The organism is Labedaea rhizosphaerae (assembly GCF_004362825.1).
In the GTDB taxonomy this organism is placed as follows: Bacteria; Actinomycetota; Actinomycetes; order Mycobacteriales; family Pseudonocardiaceae; genus Labedaea; species Labedaea rhizosphaerae.
This window is the reverse complement of the sequence record NZ_SNXZ01000011.1, coordinates 1-17,499: the sequence shown is the minus strand read 5'-3', so window position 1 is coordinate 17,499 and position 17,499 is coordinate 1. Positions and strand designations below refer to the sequence as shown.

The following is a 17,499-nucleotide window of genomic DNA, read 5'->3' as shown; positions in this document are numbered from 1 at the left end:
CCCAGATGACCACCGAAGCAGTGCGGGCGAGCACGGCCAAGCAACGCCTCCTCGAGCAGCGGCTGCGTGGGCGCGCCGCGAGCGCGCCGGAGCTCCCGGAGATCCGCCGGACCACCGGGTCCGGACCGACCGGCCTGTCCCCCGTGCAGCACGGGATGTGGCTGACCAACCAGCTGCTCACCGACAACGCCGTCTACGGCGTGCATTGGACGATGTGGCTACGGGGTGACCTCGACGTCGCCGCGCTCACCAAGGCGTTCACCGCCCTGGTGCAGCGCCATGATGTGTTGCGCAGTGCGTACCCCGAGGGCGAGGACGGCCCGGTGCAGGTGATCGGCTCCGTGCCCGCCGACCTGCTGCGGGTCGAGGCACCGACGGACCGGGACGGCGCCTTGGCCCTGGCGACCGACCTCGCGCGCACCCCGTTCGACCTGGCGGCCGGCCCGCTGTTCGGGGCGGTGCTGGTGCCGGTGGCCGGGGAGACCACCACGCACCTGCTGGTCGTGCGGGCGCACCACCTGCTGGTCGACGAGTGGACCGGCGCGATCATCGCCCGTGAGCTCGGCGAGCTGTACGCGGGCGCCACGCTGTCCACTATGGACATCCAATACGCAGACTACGCGGCGTGGCAAGCAGAACGCGTGTCCGGCGAGTTGGGTCGTCGCCAGCTCGACCACTGGCGCGCCGCGCTCGACGGCGTGGCGCCGGTGCTGGAACTGCCGACCGACCGACCGCGCAGCGCCGACGCCCACCGCGGCGCCACCGTGCGCGCGACCCTGTCCAAGGGGACCTCCGCCGCGGTGCAAGGCCTCGCCGCCGGTGCCGGTACGACGGTGTTCAGCACGCTGTTGACCGTGTTCGCCGGCGTGCTGCACCGCTACACCGGCCAGCCCCGGTTCGCGATCGGCTCGCTCGTCGCGGGCCGGCCCGTGCCGCAGACCGAGCCGCTGGTGGGCTTGTTCGCCAACACGGTGGCCATCCCCGTCGATCTCTCGGGCACGCCCACCACTGCGGAGTCGTTGCGCCGCACCAACACCGCGGTGCTCGGCGCGCTCGCCAACGCCGACGTGCCGTTCGACCAGGTGGTCGCCGACCTGCGGGTGGAGCGCAGTGCCGAGCACAACCCGTTGTTCCAGGTGCTGTTCCAGGCCTTCGAGGCCGGGGCGACGCCGTGGCGCTTCGCCGGTCTCGACGTCGAGCCGGTGCCGGTGGACGCCGGGCACGCCAAGGCCGACCTGACCCTGTTCGCCGTGACCAGGGCCGAGGGCATCGAGCTGATCCTGACCTACGCCGAGGACCTGTTCGACGAGGCGACCGCACGCCGGCTGCTCGGCCACGTCGGCGCGCTCACCGGACGGGCCTGCGCCGAGCCGGAGCGCCCGCTCGCCGAGCTCGACCTGCTCACCGAGGCCGAGCGCGACCGGGCCGTGCGCGTGTGGAACGACACCGCGGCCCGGTTCCCCGGCGACGCCACCGTGCACGGGTTGTTCGAGCGGTGCGTGCGCGACCAGCCCGAGGCCGTGGCGGTCCGGTGCACCGACGGAACCACGTTGTCCTACCGTGAACTCGACGCCCGTGCCAACCAGCTCGCCCACCACCTGCGGGGCATGGGTGTGGGCTGCGAGTCGATGGTGGCCGTGTGCGTCGGGCACTCCCCCGAGATGTTCGTCGCGCTGCTCGGCATCCTGAAGTCGGGTGCGGCGTACGTGCCGTTGGACGCGGCTTTGCCCAGCCAGCGCCTGGAGTGGATCCTCACCGACACCGCGGCCCCGATCGTCGTCACCACCGAAGCGCTCGCCGACGCCGTGCCGGATGCCTTCGACGGCACGATCGTGCGCGTCGACACCGACTGGCCGCTGATCGCCGATCAGCCCGCGCACCGGCCGGAACCCGTGTCCGGCGCGCAGAACCTGCTCTACGTCATCTACACCTCCGGCTCGACCGGCCGCCCCAAGGGCGTGCTCGTCCCGCACGTCGGCGTGGTGAACTACCTGCACTGGGCCACCACCGGCTACGGCCTGGCCGGCGAGCGCGGCGCGCCGATGCTGGGCTCGATCGCGTTCGACCTGTCGGTGCCGAACTTCTGGCTGCCGCTGATCGGCGGCAAGTGCGTGACGTTGCTGCCGCCGGACCGCAGCTTGGAAACCCTGGCCGAGGTGCTGGCCGAGCCGGGTGACTTCAGCCTGCTCAAGATCACCCCCGGGCACCTGGACGTGTTGCGCGGCATGCTCGACGCGGACTCCGTGCACTCGGTGCGCACGTTCGTGGTCGGCGCCGACGAGGTGCGGCCGGAGACGGTCGCGGGCTGGCGCAAGATCGCGCCCGGTGCCCGTGTGCTCAACGAGTACGGCCCGACCGAGACCGTCGTCGGCTGTTCGGTGCACGAGATCGAGGACGAGTTCGACCCGTCCCGCTCGGTGTCGATCGGCCGGCCCATCGACAACCTGCGGATGTACGTGCTGGACGCGGCGATGAACCCGGCGCCGGTCGGGGTGGTCGGCGAGCTGTTCATCGGCGGCATCGGCGTGGCCCGCGGCTACCTGCACCGCGCGGCGTTGACCGCGGAGAAGTTCGTGCCCGACCCGTTCGGCGCGCCGGGCGACCGGCTCTACCGCACCGGCGACCTGGCCCGCAGCCGTCCCAACGGCGAGCTGGACTTCCTGGGGCGCACGGACTTCCAGGTCAAGGTGCGTGGCTACCGGATCGAGCTCGGCGAGGTGGAGGCACGGCTGGGCCTGCACCCGGGCGTGGTGGACGCCGTGGCCGCCGCGGTCACCGGGCCGAGCGGGCACAAGCGGCTCGTCGGCTACCTCGTGGCCGCCGACAAGGCGAACCCGCCCGCGCCGAACGAGCTGCGTGCCTTCATGGCCGAGGTGCTGCCCGACTACATGGTGCCGTCGGTGTTCGTGACCCTCGACGAGATGCCGTTGACCAGCGCGGGCAAGGTCGACCGCACCGCGCTGCCCGCGCCGGGCACCGCGGCCGCACAGCCCGCCGACGACGCACCGGGCACGCCCGCCGAGCACACGCTCGCCGGGATCTGGCGTGACGTCCTGGGCCGGTCGGTGGGCGTGCGGGAGAACTTCTTCGAGGCCGGCGGCGATTCCGTGCTCGCCATCCGGGTGGCGGCCAAGGCACGCCGGGCCGGGCTCGCGCTCTCGGTCGGGATGCTGTTCCGCCACCAGACGATCGCCGAGCAGGCCAAGGCGGCCGGCACCGCGGTCGACGCTCCGTCCATTGCGGACAGTCCGGCCGAGGTCCCGGCCGAGCTGGCTGAGCTCGGTGCCGTGCACCGGTTGTCGCCACTGCAGGCGGGCATGGTGCTGCACACGGTCGCCGACCCGTCCTCGGGCGACTACCTGGAGCAGTTCGTCTTCGCGTTCGAGGGCGACCTCGACCACGACGCGCTGGCGCGGGCGTGGCGCACGGTCGTCCGGCGGCATGCCGCCCTGCGCACCTCGCTGCACTGGCGCGACCTGCCATACCCCATGCAGGTCGTGCACTCCGACGCCGTGGCGGCACTGGAGCGCCACGACTGGCGCGACCCGCACCCTGAGCGGCCCGAGGACCGGCTGGATGGGCTGTTGCGGGCCGAGCGGGCTCGCGGGTTCGCCGAGAACCACCCGCCGGTGCGCGTGCACCTGGTGCGGGTGGCCGAGCAGAGCCACCGCATGGTCCTGGTGTTCCACCATGCCTTGCTGGACGGGTGGAGCATGCCGATCGTCGTCGGCGAACTGTTCGACCTCTACCGCGGCACGGCCGAATCGGAGCTGCCCGAACCGGTCGACTCGCAGCGGTACCTGGCGTGGCTCGCCGGTCGCGACCGCACGCAGGAGGCGGCTTTCTGGCGTGATGCCCTTGCCGGTTTCGCTGAGGCGACGCCCATTCCGGTCGTGCGCCCGGCTCCGGAGCACAGCACGCGCCCGGCGCCTCGGGAGGACCACCTCGTTCTGTCCACACAGGACAGCGCGGCGCTGCGCGAGCTCGCCCGCCGGCACCGTGGCACGATCGGTGCGTTGATGCAGGGTGCGTGGGGGCTGCTGCTGGCCCGGCGCAGCGGGCGCCGCGACGTCGTGTTCGGCTCGCTCGTCACCGGCCGCTTCGCCGACGTGGCCGACCTCGACCGGATGGTCGGCATGCTGATGAACACCGTGCCGGTGCGGGTCCGCTTCCCCGAAGGCCTGTCCACAGCGGACTGGATCGCCCGGCTCAGCGCCGAGCAGTGGGCGTTGCGCCCCTACGAGCACAGCGTGCTGTCGGACGTGCAGCGCCACTGCGCGGTCCCGGCGGGCACGCCGTTGTTCGACAGCATCGTCGTGTTCGACAACGTGCCGAACACCCGGCTGGCGCTGCCCGGCGCGATGCTGACCGGCGTCGAGCACGACCACGGCCGCTCCGGTCACCCGCTCGTGCTGGACGTCGCCGATCGGGACGCCCTCGAACTGTCACTGTTCGCCGACCCCGAGCGGGTGTCCGAAGAGGACAGCGCGGCGCTGCTGGCGGACTACCAAGCGCTGCTGGCCCGCCTGGCCGCCGGAGCTTCGCTCGATGAGCTGCTGGCCGAGTCCGCCGCGCCTCCCATCGCACGGGAATCGACGGTGTCTGCCGCCGCCCCGGTCCGGCGCAACGCCGAAGCCGAGCGGGTGCTGACCGCGATCTGGGCCGATGTGCTGGGCGTGGCGCAGATCGGCCCGCACGACGACTTCGTGGAGTGGGGCGGCGACTCGATCCTGGCCATGCAGGTGGTGGCCCGCGCCCGCGAGGCCGGCCTGGACCTGCGACCACGCCACGTGTTCAGCCACCCGACGATCGCCGAGCTGGCGGCCGTCGTGGCGCCCGCGGTCCGCGTCAAGCACGCGGCACCGGTGGGCGGTGAGGACGTGCTGCCCGCGATGCGTGCCCGGTTCGGCGCGGACGCCGTGGCCGACGCCTATCCGTTGTCGCCCTTGCAGACCGGCATCCTCGTGCAATCGATCGGCGAGGACGGCGCCTACGTGCAGGTGTTCGGCTTCCGCCTGGCCGGCGCGCCGGACGTCGCGAGCTGGGAGCGGGCCTGGCGGTTGACCGTCGAGCGGCACCCGGCCCTGCGCACGGCGTTCGCGTGGCAGGGGCTCGCCGAGCCGCACCAGGTGGTGCTGCGTGCGGCGACCGTGCCGATGACCGTGCTGGACTGGCGTGATGTCGCCGAAGCCGACCAGGACGCCCGGCTACGCGAGCTGATGCTGACCGCGCAGCGCACCGGGGTCGACCTCTCCGCCGGGCCGCCGATGCACCTGACGCTCGTGCGGACCGGTGCGGACAGCAGCGCGTTGATCTGGCGCACGCACCACATCGTGCTCGACGGGTGGAGCCTCACCGCGGTCTTCCGCGAGGTCTACGCCGTGTACGAGTCCTTGCGTACCACCGGTTCCGTCCCGGTACTGCCCGACCCGACGCCGCAACGCGAGCACCTGGCGTGGCTAGCGGGCCACGACCGCGACGCCGACGCCCGCCACTGGTCGACCGTGCTCGCGGGCTGCACCGAGGCGACCCCGTTGCCGGGCGGCGAGGCCCCCGACGTAGACCAGACCGGCAGCGGCACGGTGACCGTGGACGCGGACGCCGAGCTCGTCGCGGCCCTGCACCGCGCGACCCGCAGGCACCGCGTCACGGCGGGTGCGTTCGTGCACGCCGCGTGGGGCATGGTGCTGGGCCACCACGCGGGCCGCGACGACGTGCTGTTCGGCTCGACGGTCTCGGGCCGTTCGGCGCCGGAGATCCAGGACGTCGTGGGCATGGTCATGAACACGCTGCCGGTGCGGGTCACCGTGGACCGCACCGCACCGGCGGGTCGCTGGCTGCGCGGGCTGCACGACCAGCTCGTGGACCTGCGCGAGCACGAGCACTGCGCGATGACCGACGTGCGCAAGCAGGCGCCGTTCACCGACAGCGCCCGGCGGCTGTTCGACACGATCGTCGTGTTCCACAACGAGCGCTACGGCGCGCAGGACCTGCCCGTCGGGGTCGCCCCGATCAACTCGCCGGAGGCGCTCGACACCGGTTATCCGCTGGTGCTGGACGCGATCCTGCGCGACGGCCTGCAACTGCAGCTGAACTACCAGCGCGACAGCTACCGCCCGGAGACCGCGCGGCGGCTGGCGCAGGACTGCCTGACCGTCCTGCGTGGGCTGACGGCCGACGACGATCCGGTGACCGGCACGGTGCTGGCCCGGCTCGCACCCGCTGCCCCGCGTGCCGCGGTCGCGGTGTCGCCGGTCGCGGTTCCGTCCGGGTTCGAGCCGCCGCGCACCAGTCGCGAGCAGACCCTCGCCGACATCTGGGCCGAGGTGCTGGGCGTGGCCAAGGTCGGCGTGCACGACAACCTGTTCGAGCTCGGCGGTGACTCGGTGCTGGCCATCCAGATCGTCGCGCGGGCCCGGCAGGTGGGCATTCCGATCAGCGCCCGCCGCATGTTCGACCACCCGACCATCGCCGGCCTCGGCGTCGACGACCTCGACACGGCCGCCGCGGTCGCGGTGCACGCCGAGCAGGGACCGGTCACCGGGCCGGTCGCGCTGACGCCGGTGCAGCGGTGGTTCACCGAACTGGACTGGCCGCACGACCACTACAACCAGAGCGCGTTGCTGGCGGCCGAGGAGCGGCTGGACGCCGACGTGCTGGCCAAGGCCCTGACCGCCCTGGTGCGCCACCACGACGCGCTGCGGCTGCGGCTGGTGGACGACGGCGGGACCTGGCACCAGTGGCTGTCCGATGTGGACGGTTCGGTGCCGGTCACGGTCGTCGAGGACGAGTTCGAGGCGGCGGCGACCGAGGCGCACCGCGGGATGAGCCTCACGGACGGGCCGCTGCTGCGGGCCGTGGTGTGCGGTGACCGCGTTCTCCTTGCGGCACACCACGTGGCGGTCGACACGGTGTCGTGGGGCATCCTGATCGACGACCTCAGCACCGCCTACCAGCAGGTGCGCGCCGGCCGGCCCGTCACGCTGCCCGCCAAGACGACGTCCGTGCAGCACTGGGCGTCCCGGCTGACCGCCTACGCGACCAGTGACGACTTCGCGGGTGAGGCCGCCTACTGGCGGTCACTGGACTTCTCCGCCGCGGCGGCGCTGCCGGTCGACCAGGACGGCGGCGCGCACACCGAAGGCTCCACCGTGGAGCTCACCACCACGCTGCCCGCGGACGTCGTGCTCGATGCGCCCGCGTCGGTGGAGAGCCTGCTGCTGACCGCGGTGGGTCGCACGCTGGCCGGGTGGACCGGCGAGTCCACTGTGGTCGTCGACGTGGAGCGGCACGGGCGCGAGCCGCTGTTCGCCGACGTGGACCTGTCCCGCACGGTCGGCTGGTTCACCGCCGTGCAACCGGTGCTGATGACCCTGGGCGACGACCCGACCGCCGACCTCACGACCGTGGGCGAGCAGCTCAGCGGCGTGCCGGACCACGGCATCGGTCACGGTCTCGCGACCGGAACGCAAGCCGCGCAGCTCGTGCTGAACTACCACGGCCGGGGATCCGGTGGCGGACAAGGCTTCCTGCGCCCCGTCGCCGGTCCGGTCGGGGTGGCGCGGGCACCCGAAGGCGTGCGGCCGTACCTTCTCGAGGTCGACGCCGCGATCGCCGCGGGCACGTTGCACGTGACGTGGAAGTACTCCACCGCACGCCACGACGAGGCCACGGTGCGCAAGCTGGCCGACGCCATGGTCGAAGAGCTGGCGCTGCTTGCCGGCAGTGGAAAACCGGCGGCGGATCCGGTGGTGCGCCGGGTGTTCCCGGCCGCCCCGGTGCTGATGGTGCCGGCTGCCCGGCGAGGCATTCCCGGCATGAGCGTTGCCGTGGTGTCCGACGGTGAGCTGGTGCGGGAGTTCGCCCACGGCGAGGGCATCACGCCGGACACGGTGTTCCAGGCCGGTTCGGCCAGCAAGCAGGTCGCCGCGCTCACCGTGCTCCGCTTGGTGGACGCGGGCGTCCTGGACCTCGACGCCCCGGCCGACGAGTACCTGCGCGACTGGCGGATCGGCGTCCCGGTGACGTTGCGGCAACTGCTGACCCACACCGGTGGGCTGACCTTCCACGACTATTCGGGTTACCGGCGTGACGCCGACCTGCCGCCGTTGCGGGAGATCCTCACCGGCTCGCCGCGGGTCGGCACCCCGGCCGTGCGCAGTGAGCTCACCCCGGGCGCCGAGTACCGCTACTCGGGCAGCCACTACACGGTGCTGCAACAGCTGATCGGCGATGTGACCGGACTGTCCTATGCGGACGCGGCACGAGAGCTGGTGTTCGAGCCGCTCGGCCTGCGCGCCAGTGACTATGCGCCGGGGCCGCGCGCCGCGACCGGCCACCGGTCCACCGGCGTCGCCTACCCCGGCGGCTGGCGGGTCATCCCCGAGCACGCCGCGGCGGGGTTGTGGACGACGGCTTCGGACCTGGCGCGGATCACCCTCGAGATGCACCGCGCGGCGCACGGCAGGTCGTCGCTGCTGACGCCCGCGCTGGGTGAGCAGATCCGGACGCCGGGCATGACGACCGGATATGGCTTGGGCCTGTTCGTGTTCCGCCTCGGCGGGCAGACGCGCATCGGGCACGGCGGCGAGACACCCGGGTACAAGGCCCTCGCTACATTCGACTGGGAATCGGAGAACGGCATGGTGATCATGACCAACAGCGACGCCGGGCGCGAGTTCCTGCGCGAGGTGCACGCCGAGATGGGCGCGACAGACCTGGAGATCATCCATGACTAGCGTGCTGCGGGACCGCGTCGTGCGGCTCTACCTGATCGGCCAGTCCCTGTCGTCGCTGGGCGACTCGGCCTTGTGGCTGGCGCTGGCGATCTGGGTGAAGACGCTGACCGGCAGCTCGGCCAGCGCCGGCCTGGTGATGTTCTTCTTCTCCGCCGCCGCGCTGGCGGGCCCGGTGCTGGGCGCGGTCGTCGACCGCGTCCGCCGGGCCCGGCTGCTGGTCATCGCGAACGTGCTCGGCGCGGCCGTCGTGCTGCCGCTGTTGTTCGTGCACGACGCGAGCCAGGTGTGGCTCGTGTACGTGGCGATGTTCGCCTACGGCCTGGTGAACAAGCTGATCGGCTCGGCCCAGTCGGCGTTGATCGCCGACCTGCTGCCCGCCGACCGGCTGGCCGAGGTCAACGGCCTGCTGCGGTCCACGCGAGAGGCTTTGCGGATCGCGGCACCGTTGATGGGGGCCGGGCTCTTCGTCTGGCTGGGCGCGCCGGCCGTGATCGCCTTGGACGCGCTGACGTTCCTGACCGCCGTGGTGTTCTTGCTGCGCATGGGGGTGCGGGAGGAGCGGCCGACGCCGAGCGGGCACTCGTTCGGGGCCGAGATCGCGCAGGGTGCCCGGTTCGTGCTCGGGCACCGGATGCTGCGGTGGCTGGTGCTGGGCTTCGGCGTGGCTGCTTTCGCCTACGGCTACACGGAATCCGGCATCTTCTCGGCGGTGGGCGACGGACTGCACCTGGGTCCGGCGTTCGTCGGCATCACCGGCACCGTGCAGGGCGCGGCGGCGGTGCTGGTCGGGCCGTTCGCGGGCAAGCTGAACCAGCGGCTCGGCGAGCTGCGGCTGGTCCGCCTCGGGCTGGGTGGGTACGCGGTCAGCCTGCTGCTCCTGACCGTGCCGTCGCTGCCGGTGGTGCTCGCCGCGATGGCGGTGGCCGGGGTGAGCCTGCCGCTGGCCGGCGTGGGACTGCTGACGTGCGTGCAGGTGTCGACGCCCAAACGCTTGCAGGGCCGGGTCTTCTCGGCGACGGACCTGGTCGTCTCGGTGCCGTTGGCGATGTCGGTGGCGATCGGCACGGGGCTGCTGACGTTGGTCGGGTACCAGGTGTTGTTCGTGATCGGCGCGCTGGTGCTGGTCGTGGGCGCGGCCATGACGCTGGCGACGGGCGCCAACCGCTCCACCCCCGCCGAGCCGGTGCACGAGGAGCCGGTGCCCGTCTGAGAACCACCACCCCACCGGAAAGCGGAAGGCCGGTGATCCACCACGGATCACCGGCCTTCTCGCTGGGTTGTCCACACCCGACCAGTTGTCCACAGATCCAGCAGAACCCCGTTCCCGCAGCGCAAACCCGATAGAATGGACAAGGGGGAGCCCCCAGGGAGGGTGGGCCCTGCGCGCGCAAGCAAACGAACACATGAGAAGGCCGGTGACCCCCACGGGATCACCGGCCTTCTCAGTCCGAAACCGTCACACCAGCACGGGCACCGATTCACGCAGCACGGAACCCATCACCGACAAGGCACGCGCGATGTCCGTCGCGTCCACGTCGTTGTGGGTCACCGCACGCAGCACGCCGTGGCCGAGCTCGGCGAGGCGCACGCCTTGCCGGCCGGTCGCCTCGATGAACTCCGCGTGCGTGAGCGAGCCCGTCAACCGGAAGCGGACCATGTTGGTGCGCAACCGAACCGGCTCGACTTCGACGCCCGGCAGGATGGCGAGTCCGGCGGCGAGCGTCGCCGCGTTGGCGTGGTCCTCGGCCAGCCGGTCGATCATCGTGTCCAACGCGACCAGGCCGGCCGCAGCGACGACGCCGGCCTGGCGCATCCCGCCACCGAGCATCTTGCGGATCCGCCGCACGCCGTTGATGAACTCCGCCGACCCCACCACGACCGAGCCGATCGGTGCGGCGAGACCCTTGGACAGGCAGAACTGCACCGAGTCGGCACTGGCCACCAGCACCGCCGGGTCCACGCCCAGCGCCACCGCGGCGTTGAAGATCCGCGCCCCGTCGAGGTGGAAGCGCATGCCGTGCCTGCGGGCGAACCGGGCGACGTCGGCCACCTCGGCGACGGTCAGCGGCACCCCACCGGCCCGGTTGGCGGTGTTCTCCAGCGACACCACGGCCGGGATCGCGAACTGCGGGTCCCCGTGGTCCTCCGGCAACGCCGCGAGCAGGCTGTCCTCGCGCAGCCGGCCGTGCTCGTCGGTCTCGATCGGCTCCATCGCGAGCCCGCCCACGACCGACATGCCGTGCGCTTCGTAGGCATAGATGTCGGACTCGCGACCGGCGAAGATGCTCGTGCCGCGGGGTGCGTGGGTCATGACCGCGGCGAGGTTGGCCATCGTGCCGCTGGGGACGAGGCAGCCGTCCTGCTTGCCGAGCAGGTCCGCGGACCGCTCCTCCAGCGCGCGCACGGTCGGGTCCTCGCCGTAGACGTCGTCGCCCAGCGGGGCTGCCACCATCGCGGCCGTCATGGCGGCGGTGGGCGTGGTGAACGTGTCGCTGCGCAGCTCCACGATCGAACTCGGCATGGTCGTTCCTCTCCTCATCGGCTGGCTGGCACCGCGGCCGGGGCGACCGCGATGCGGATGCGGGCGTGCGCGGCGTCGGCGCGCGCCGCGGCGGTGGCCGCGGTGGGACCCAGCGCGACCACGTAGCCGCGCCGGTCGGTGAAGCTGCCTGTGGTCTCCAGGTCCTGTCCGACCGCGGCGGTGCACACGGCCTCGAGCACGCCCGGCATTACCCTCGCTTCGTCCACACCGGATACTTCGGTGACGGTTCCCGCTCCGGGCACCAGGAAGCGGATCGACGCGTGCGTGTGCGTTCCCGGTCGCCGGTCGACGGGCATGCCCGCGGCCGCGGCGACCACCTCGGTCACGAGATCGCGCCCCAGCGCGTGCCGGACGAGCCGCGGGATGAGCCCACCCGCGAGACGCGGATTGATCTCGATCAACCAGGGTCGCCCGTGCGCCCAGCGCAACTCGACGTGTGCCGTGCCGTCGCCCAGCCCGCAGGCCGCCAGCGCCGTCTTCGCCGCCTCGGCGATCGCGTCGGGAGCCGCGGCGGGGACGTCGTGGCCGTACTCGACGAAGAACGGCGCCGGCCCGAGATGCTTCGCGGTGACGCAGACGACCTCGCCCGCGAGCACCTCCACCGAGAACTCGGGTCCAACGATCTCCTGCTCCACCACCACTTCCGTCGCGCCGTCGGCGAGGAGCCGCTGCGTCCACTCGCGAGCCTCGTCGGAACTCGCGCAGGCCCGCACCCCGATCGACCCGGAGCCACGCGCCGGTTTCACCACGACAGCGCCGAGCCTGGCCGCGGCGGCCGCCGCTTCGTCAGGAGTCACGCATCCGGCGAAGTCCGGACCGAGGTGCCGCAAGCGCTTGCGAGCAGCCATCTTGTCGCGGCAGACGGCGATGGCATCGGGATCGGGGCCGGGCAGGCCGAGCTCCCGAGCCGCTCGAGCGGCGGTCTCGATGAAGTACTCGCTGCTGCTGGTCACCCCGCGCACGCCAGGCAAGGCGGCACACGCAGCCACCACGGCCGCCGGATCCGCCGTGTCGGCACGGACAACGTCCAGATCGAGCTCGGCGACGTAGGGATAGTGCCGCTCCCCCTTGGTGAGCAACACCGGTCGCAATCCCAGGGAGCGAGCCGCGAGCGCAAAGTCACGGCCAGTGCCGGTGGTGTTGCTCTCCACCAGAACCAGAACGGGCGCCATCACGAGCCGCTCCCGGCAAGCTCGCGCACCGCGGCCAGTCGTTCGGCATCGGCGGCGTTCACGGCGGCGAGCCACGCGAGCGCATCGCGCGTGCGGGTGCGCCACTCCGCGGTGAGGCGGGAATGGGCGCGGTTGAAAGACTTCGGGCCAGGGCCACCACCGAAGTCGGTCGCGACCACCACGGCCGCCGGGTCGAGATCGGCGAGCACGCTGCCGACGTCGATCCCGACGAGTTCGTTCAGCCGGCGGGCGGCCGCGTCCGTCACCAGCTCCGCGCACGCCACCGAACCGCTTCCGGCGAGTTCGGTGATCAACCGGCCGACCGCGTGGTGCGCGCGACGGAACGGCACGCCCGCGCCCACCAACCGGTTCGCCAACGCCGTCGCCGTCGTGCCGCCGCGTTCGGCGTCGGCCAGCATTGCCGCGGCGTCGGGACGGGCGCCGGTGACCACCGACAAGGTGAGCCCGATGACGTCGCGCAGCTGGTGCAGGGCCGGCCACACCGGAGCGACCGTCTCGGTGGTCGCCTCGACGGAATTGCCGAACGGCACCGCGCGCGTCGTGCTTGCCGCGGCCGTCCAGGCCCCGATCAGAGCACCCGCACCACCCTTGATGTGCTCGAGCAGGAACGGGTTGCGCTTCTGGGGCATCGCCGAACTCGAGCCGACGAGGTTGTCGGGGAAGGAGATCAGGCCGAACTCAGGCGTGCTCCACAGCTGCAGGTCGGCCGCCAGCCGGGACAGGGTGAGACCGGCGTGCGCGGCCGCGGCCAGCAGGCGCAGCAAGCCGTCGCGGGCGGCGACCGCGTGCGCCGCGTGTTCCACCGGCAGGTCGAAGCCGAGCAATCGCGCGGTCCGCGCCGGGTCCAGGGCCACGTCGGTGCCCGCCCCCGCGGCCGCGCCGAGCGGGCAGCGCCGGATTTGTTGCGCCGCTTGCCACAGCCCGAGCACGTCCTGGTCGAGCGCCTCGGCCACGCCCAGCAGGTACCAGCCGTAGCTGACCGGCACCGCGGGCTGGTACTGGCTGAACGCGGGCATCACCGTCGCGCGATGGCGCCGGGCGGATGCGAGCAGCGTCGCCTGCAACCGCAGCAGGCCGCTCAGCAACTCCCCCGCCGCCACGCGGGCCCGCAGTTGGTGCACGGTGGCCTTGAGGTCGTTGCGGGAGCGCCCGGTCTGCAGCACCCCGCCGACGTCCGGGCCGAGCACCGAGCCGAGGTGCTCCTCGTACAACAGGTACGCCCCGCGCGCCGCGTGACGCCCACGCAGCGGCGCGAACCCGTTGGCCCGCAACCGATCGATCTCGGCGAGCAGAGCGGCGGCCGCCGATCGGGCAACCAGTCCGCGCTCGGCGAGCATCAGCAGGTGGGCCTGGTCGATCGTGCTCACCCACGGCAACTCGGCGTCGATGCCCGCGTCGGCGGTCGCACCGAACACGATCGCCGCCGCACGCGCGCCGAGCCCGGTGCTCACCCGGCCGGTGTCCACCGACACGACAGCAGTCATCAGCCGACTCCGGCCAGCTCGCCCGCCACCTCGGCCAAAGTCCTTCTCCCCCAAGCCATCCGGCTCCAGCCGGCGTCAACCACGCCCGGGTCGGACACCGTCACCGGCGCTGAGGCACCGGCCGACCATCCGCCCGCGGCGAGCCAGTCGTCGTCGTAAACGGTGTCGAGGTAGCGGTATCCCTCGTCGGGCAGGGTCACCACGGTGAGGGCGTCCGGGTTGCGCCGGGCCCACCACGCGGCGGCCAGGTACGCGGCGCCGCTCGTCGGCCCCATGAACAAGGCATGCTCGCGGTGCAGCTCGCGGGTCGCGGCGTAGGCCTCGCCCGCACCCAGCCAGTGGACCTCGTCGAACTGGGTGTGGTCCAGGTTCGCGGGCACCAGGCTGTTGCCGAGTCCGCGCAGCATGCGGTGCCCATCCGGTTGTCCGAAGAGGACACTGCGCTGGGTGTCCACCCCGATCGCGGTCAGGTCGGGCGACGCCGTGCGCAACGCCGATGCGGTGCCACACATCGAGCCGCCCGAACCGACCGGCCCCACGAGGCAGTCGATCTGGCCCAGCTGCGTGGAAAGCAACTCGGCGACCAGCGCGTACGACTCCGGGTTGGCCGGGTTCGAGTACTGCTCGGGGCAGAACGCCGACGGCAACCCGGCCATCACCTCGGCGACGCGGGCCAGCCGGGTGGCCTGATAACCGCCGCCGGGCGCGCGCTGGTGCACGATGTCGACCACGGCGCCGAGGTCCTCGAGCCGGCGCCGCAGCGGCGCGTCGATCACCGGGTCGCTGACCAGCACCAGCGGGCGCCGCGTGATCGCGCACTCCATCGCCAGCGCCAGCCCGAACGTGCCCGACGTGGTCTCCACGACGGTGGTGTCCGCCTCGAGCAACCCGTCGCGGGCGGCGCTGCGCATGATGTGGCGCGCGGGCACCATCTTCATCAACCGGTAGGCCAGGCCGTAGAGGTTGGTCCCCAGCCGCACCACGGTGGGGATCCGGTACGCCTCGACCACGTCGCCGAAGGCCGGCACGGGCTCAGCCACCCGTTCGCAGGCTCAGCGGACGCATGTCCGTCCACACGGATTCGATGTGGGCCAGGCACTCCTCGCGTCCGCCCACCACGCCCTCGGCGCGCCAGCCCGGCGGGAGCTCGCGTCCCCCCGGCCAGATCGAGTACTGCTCCTCGTCGTTCACCACGACCCTGAACTGGCTTTCGGGCACGGTCGCCACCTTTCTGCTCTCCCGCACGGATCACGGGTGAGCATCCGGCGACCGCTTACCGCGCGGCTATTCCGCGGCTATCACCCGGCGCGCGATCGGAATTCGATCGAGCTCGGATGCCGGATCGATAGGACCGAGGAGTTGCGTGGAACCACATCCCGCGGACCGCGCCGAGGCGAACCCCTGCCACCGGCCGCCGCGCCCCGAGCACCCGAGGCAGGTCGAGCGCCCCATGAGCGAGCTTGCGAGCGAACCACCGAACACCGCGCCTTCGCGCACGCGGACGCCGAGCTTGCGAGGTGCCGCATGAGCATTCCCGCCGAACGATCAGTGCGTGCGGCCGAGTGGCCGCTCGGTACCCGTCCCGAAGGCGAGCTGCGCGTCGACGGCGCGCGGATGCTGCGCCGCCTGGCCGAGATCTCCCGGATCGGCGCGCGCCCCGGCCACGGCATCACGCGGCTCGGGCTCACCCCCGAGGAGACCGAAGCGCGGGCCTACCTGGCCGGCGAGTGCCACCGCGACGGCCTCGTCGCGCGCACCGACCAGGCCGGCAACCTCGTCGTGCGGCGCGCGAGGCGCCGCGACAAGCCCGCGCTGCTGCTCGGCTCGCACATCGACACCGTCGCCGACGGCGGCCGGCTCGACGGCACCTACGGCGTGATGGCGGCCTGCGAGGTGCTGCGCGTGCTGGCCGAGCACGACGTCGAACTGGACGTCGAGCCGGTGGTCGTCGCGTTCACCAACGAGGAAGGCGCGTTCTTCCCCTACCCGTTCTTCGGTTCGCTCGGCCTCGTCGGCCAGGTCGACACCGACCACGCGAAGCGGATGAGCGCCCACGGCGTCGCCCTGCCGGACGCGTTGCGGGCCGCGGGCGGCGACCTGGACACCATCGCCGAAGCGGCCTGGGCCCCCGGGTCGGTCGCGGGCTACCTGGAACTGCACATCGAGCAGGGGCCCGTGCTGGAGGAGGCGAGCCTGCCGATCGGCGTCGTGCAGGCCATCACTGGGCGCACGGTGCTCGACATCACCGTGTGCGGCGGCCAGGACCACGCCGGCACGACGCCGATGCGGATGCGCCGCGACGCGCTCGCCGTGGCCTCGCGGGCCGTGCTCGCGGTCGAACGCCTGGCCCGCTCGCGCGACCTGTGCCGGGTGGCGACGGTCGGCAAGCTCGACGTGGAACCCAACACCACCAACGTGATCCCCGGCCTCGTCCGGCTCACCGCGGAGCTGCGCGACGGGCGGGCCGAGCGGCTGCGCACCGCCGAGCAGGCGATCACCACCGAGCTCGCCCAGTTGGCGAGCGCGACCGACACCACCATCGACGTGCGGCTCGACCCGGTCACCCAGCCGGTGGCCACCGACCACGCGCTCAGCCGGGCCATCGCCGACGCCGCCGACGAACTCGGCTTGCGCCATCTCGGCATGGACAGTGGCGCCGGGCACGACGCGCAGATCGTGGCGGCCATCGCGCCGATCGGGATGATCTTCGTGCCCAGCCGGAACGGGATCAGCCACGCACCCCAGGAGGAGACCGACGACCTGCACCTGGTCGCCGGCGCGGACACCCTGCTGCGCACCGTGCTCGGGGCGGGCCGGCCATGACCAGCGAGGAGAGCACGATGAGCGAGCGCCGGATAGCGGTCTTCTGCGGCGCGAACCCCGGCCGCGGCACGGCTTACGTCGAGCAGGCGCGGCTGCTGGGCACCGAGATCGGCCGCCGGGGCCTCGGCCTGGTCTACGGCGGCAGCGCGGCCGGCGTGATGGGCGCGGTCGCCGACGCGGCGCTGGCCGCGGGCGCACACGTCACCGGGATCATCCCGGAGCACCTGACCCGCCACGACCCGCTCAAGACCGACGTCGACGAGGTGCACGTCGTCGACACCATGCACGAACGCAAGTCGCTGATGTACGAGCTGGCCGACGCGTTCATCGCGCTGCCCGGCGGGTTCGGCACGTTCGACGAGCTGTTCGAGACGCTGACCTGGGCGAAGCTCGGCCTGCACGCCAAGCCGGTGGTGCTGCTCGACGTGCACGGCTACTACCGCCCGCTGGGCGCGCTGCTCGACCGCAGCCTCGCCGAGGGCTTCGTCTCCGGGCGCGACCGCGGCCTGGTGCGGCTCGCCACCACCGCCGTCGAAGCCGTCGACGCATGCGCCCCCGTCCTGGCCGAACCCCTAGCCAGCTAACCCCCGCGTGCCCGGGTCGGGTGTGTCCCACGTTCCGGTCGGGTGTGTCCCCTAATGAGAGTTACGGGCCTGTCGTGGGGCAGGCTTGGTGTGGTAGCTGCTGGTGGGTGAGCACTCGTGTCCCCAGGCCTGTCG

General features: G+C 72.5%; 9 protein-coding genes. 4 read left to right on the top strand and 5 right to left on the bottom strand.

Annotated features, from left to right (window positions below):
- The first annotated feature begins 5 nt into the window (after positions 1 to 5).
- Both EV186_RS36775 and EV186_RS36770 read left to right on the top strand, forming a co-directional pair.
- Positions 6 to 8,738 carry a non-ribosomal peptide synthetase gene (locus tag EV186_RS36775; protein WP_133854168.1) on the top strand — a complete coding sequence of 2,911 codons (8,733 nt, stop codon included), beginning with the start codon at positions 6 to 8 and terminating at the stop codon, positions 8,736 to 8,738.
- On the top strand, positions 8,731 to 9,948 hold the full coding sequence (locus EV186_RS36770) for an MFS transporter (protein ID WP_133854167.1): 1,218 nt from the start codon (positions 8,731 to 8,733) through the stop codon (positions 9,946 to 9,948). The genes EV186_RS36775 and EV186_RS36770 overlap by 8 nt, the downstream gene beginning before the upstream one ends.
- A gap of 246 nt (positions 9,949 to 10,194) precedes the next feature.
- Here EV186_RS36770 and EV186_RS36765 read toward each other — a convergent pair whose 3' ends face one another.
- From EV186_RS36765 to EV186_RS36745, 5 genes are read right to left on the bottom strand one after another with little or no spacing between them, the layout of a single operon-like run.
- Positions 10,195 to 11,259, bottom strand: coding sequence for a GntG family PLP-dependent aldolase (locus EV186_RS36765; protein ID WP_133854166.1), 1,065 nt, complete (start codon positions 11,257 to 11,259; stop codon positions 10,195 to 10,197).
- 14 nt (positions 11,260 to 11,273) lie between these two features.
- A complete protein-coding gene (locus tag EV186_RS36760; protein ID WP_133854296.1) occupies positions 11,274 to 12,452 on the bottom strand; it encodes an ATP-grasp domain-containing protein in 1,179 nt (392 codons plus the stop codon).
- The gene (locus EV186_RS36755; RefSeq protein WP_133854165.1) at positions 12,452 to 13,957 is read right to left on the bottom strand and encodes a lyase family protein; all 1,506 of its coding nucleotides are present in this window, start codon (positions 13,955 to 13,957) and stop codon (positions 12,452 to 12,454) included. Before EV186_RS36755 ends, EV186_RS36760 begins: the two co-directional genes overlap by 1 nt.
- Positions 13,957 to 14,997, bottom strand: a complete 1,041-nt coding sequence (locus EV186_RS36750) for a pyridoxal-phosphate dependent enzyme (protein WP_243754519.1) — start codon at positions 14,995 to 14,997, stop codon at positions 13,957 to 13,959. Before EV186_RS36750 ends, EV186_RS36755 begins: the two co-directional genes overlap by 1 nt.
- Complete coding sequence (locus EV186_RS36745) at positions 14,990 to 15,175, bottom strand: MbtH family protein (protein WP_243754518.1); 186 nt, start codon at positions 15,173 to 15,175, stop codon at positions 14,990 to 14,992. The genes EV186_RS36750 and EV186_RS36745 overlap by 8 nt, the downstream gene beginning before the upstream one ends.
- Positions 15,176 to 15,481: 306 nt before the next feature.
- Here EV186_RS36745 and EV186_RS36740 point away from each other — a divergent pair, with 306 nt between their 5' ends.
- Both EV186_RS36740 and EV186_RS36735 read left to right on the top strand, forming a co-directional pair.
- Positions 15,482 to 16,780 carry a Zn-dependent hydrolase gene (locus tag EV186_RS36740; protein WP_133854164.1) on the top strand — a complete coding sequence of 433 codons (1,299 nt, stop codon included), beginning with the start codon at positions 15,482 to 15,484 and terminating at the stop codon, positions 16,778 to 16,780.
- A complete protein-coding gene (locus tag EV186_RS36735; protein ID WP_243754517.1) occupies positions 16,777 to 17,364 on the top strand; it encodes an LOG family protein in 588 nt (195 codons plus the stop codon). The genes EV186_RS36740 and EV186_RS36735 overlap by 4 nt, the downstream gene beginning before the upstream one ends.
- The last annotated feature ends 135 nt before the right edge of the window (positions 17,365 to 17,499 follow it).

Bases quoted from the DNA above. Each gene is read 5' to 3' on its own strand.
- EV186_RS36755 (WP_133854165.1), bottom strand. From the start codon at position 13,957: ATGACTGCTGTCGTGTCGGTGGACACCGGCCGGGTGAGCACCGGGCTC.
- EV186_RS36775 (WP_133854168.1), top strand. From the start codon at position 6: ATGACCACCGAAGCAGTGCGGGCGAGCACGGCCAAGCAACGCCTCCTC.
- EV186_RS36765 (WP_133854166.1), bottom strand. From the start codon at position 11,259: ATGCCGAGTTCGATCGTGGAGCTGCGCAGCGACACGTTCACCACGCCC.
- EV186_RS36770 (WP_133854167.1), top strand. From the start codon at position 8,731: ATGACTAGCGTGCTGCGGGACCGCGTCGTGCGGCTCTACCTGATCGGC.
- EV186_RS36760 (WP_133854296.1), bottom strand. From the start codon at position 12,452: ATGGCGCCCGTTCTGGTTCTGGTGGAGAGCAACACCACCGGCACTGGC.
- EV186_RS36740 (WP_133854164.1), top strand. From the start codon at position 15,482: ATGAGCATTCCCGCCGAACGATCAGTGCGTGCGGCCGAGTGGCCGCTC.
- EV186_RS36735 (WP_243754517.1), top strand. From the start codon at position 16,777: ATGACCAGCGAGGAGAGCACGATGAGCGAGCGCCGGATAGCGGTCTTC.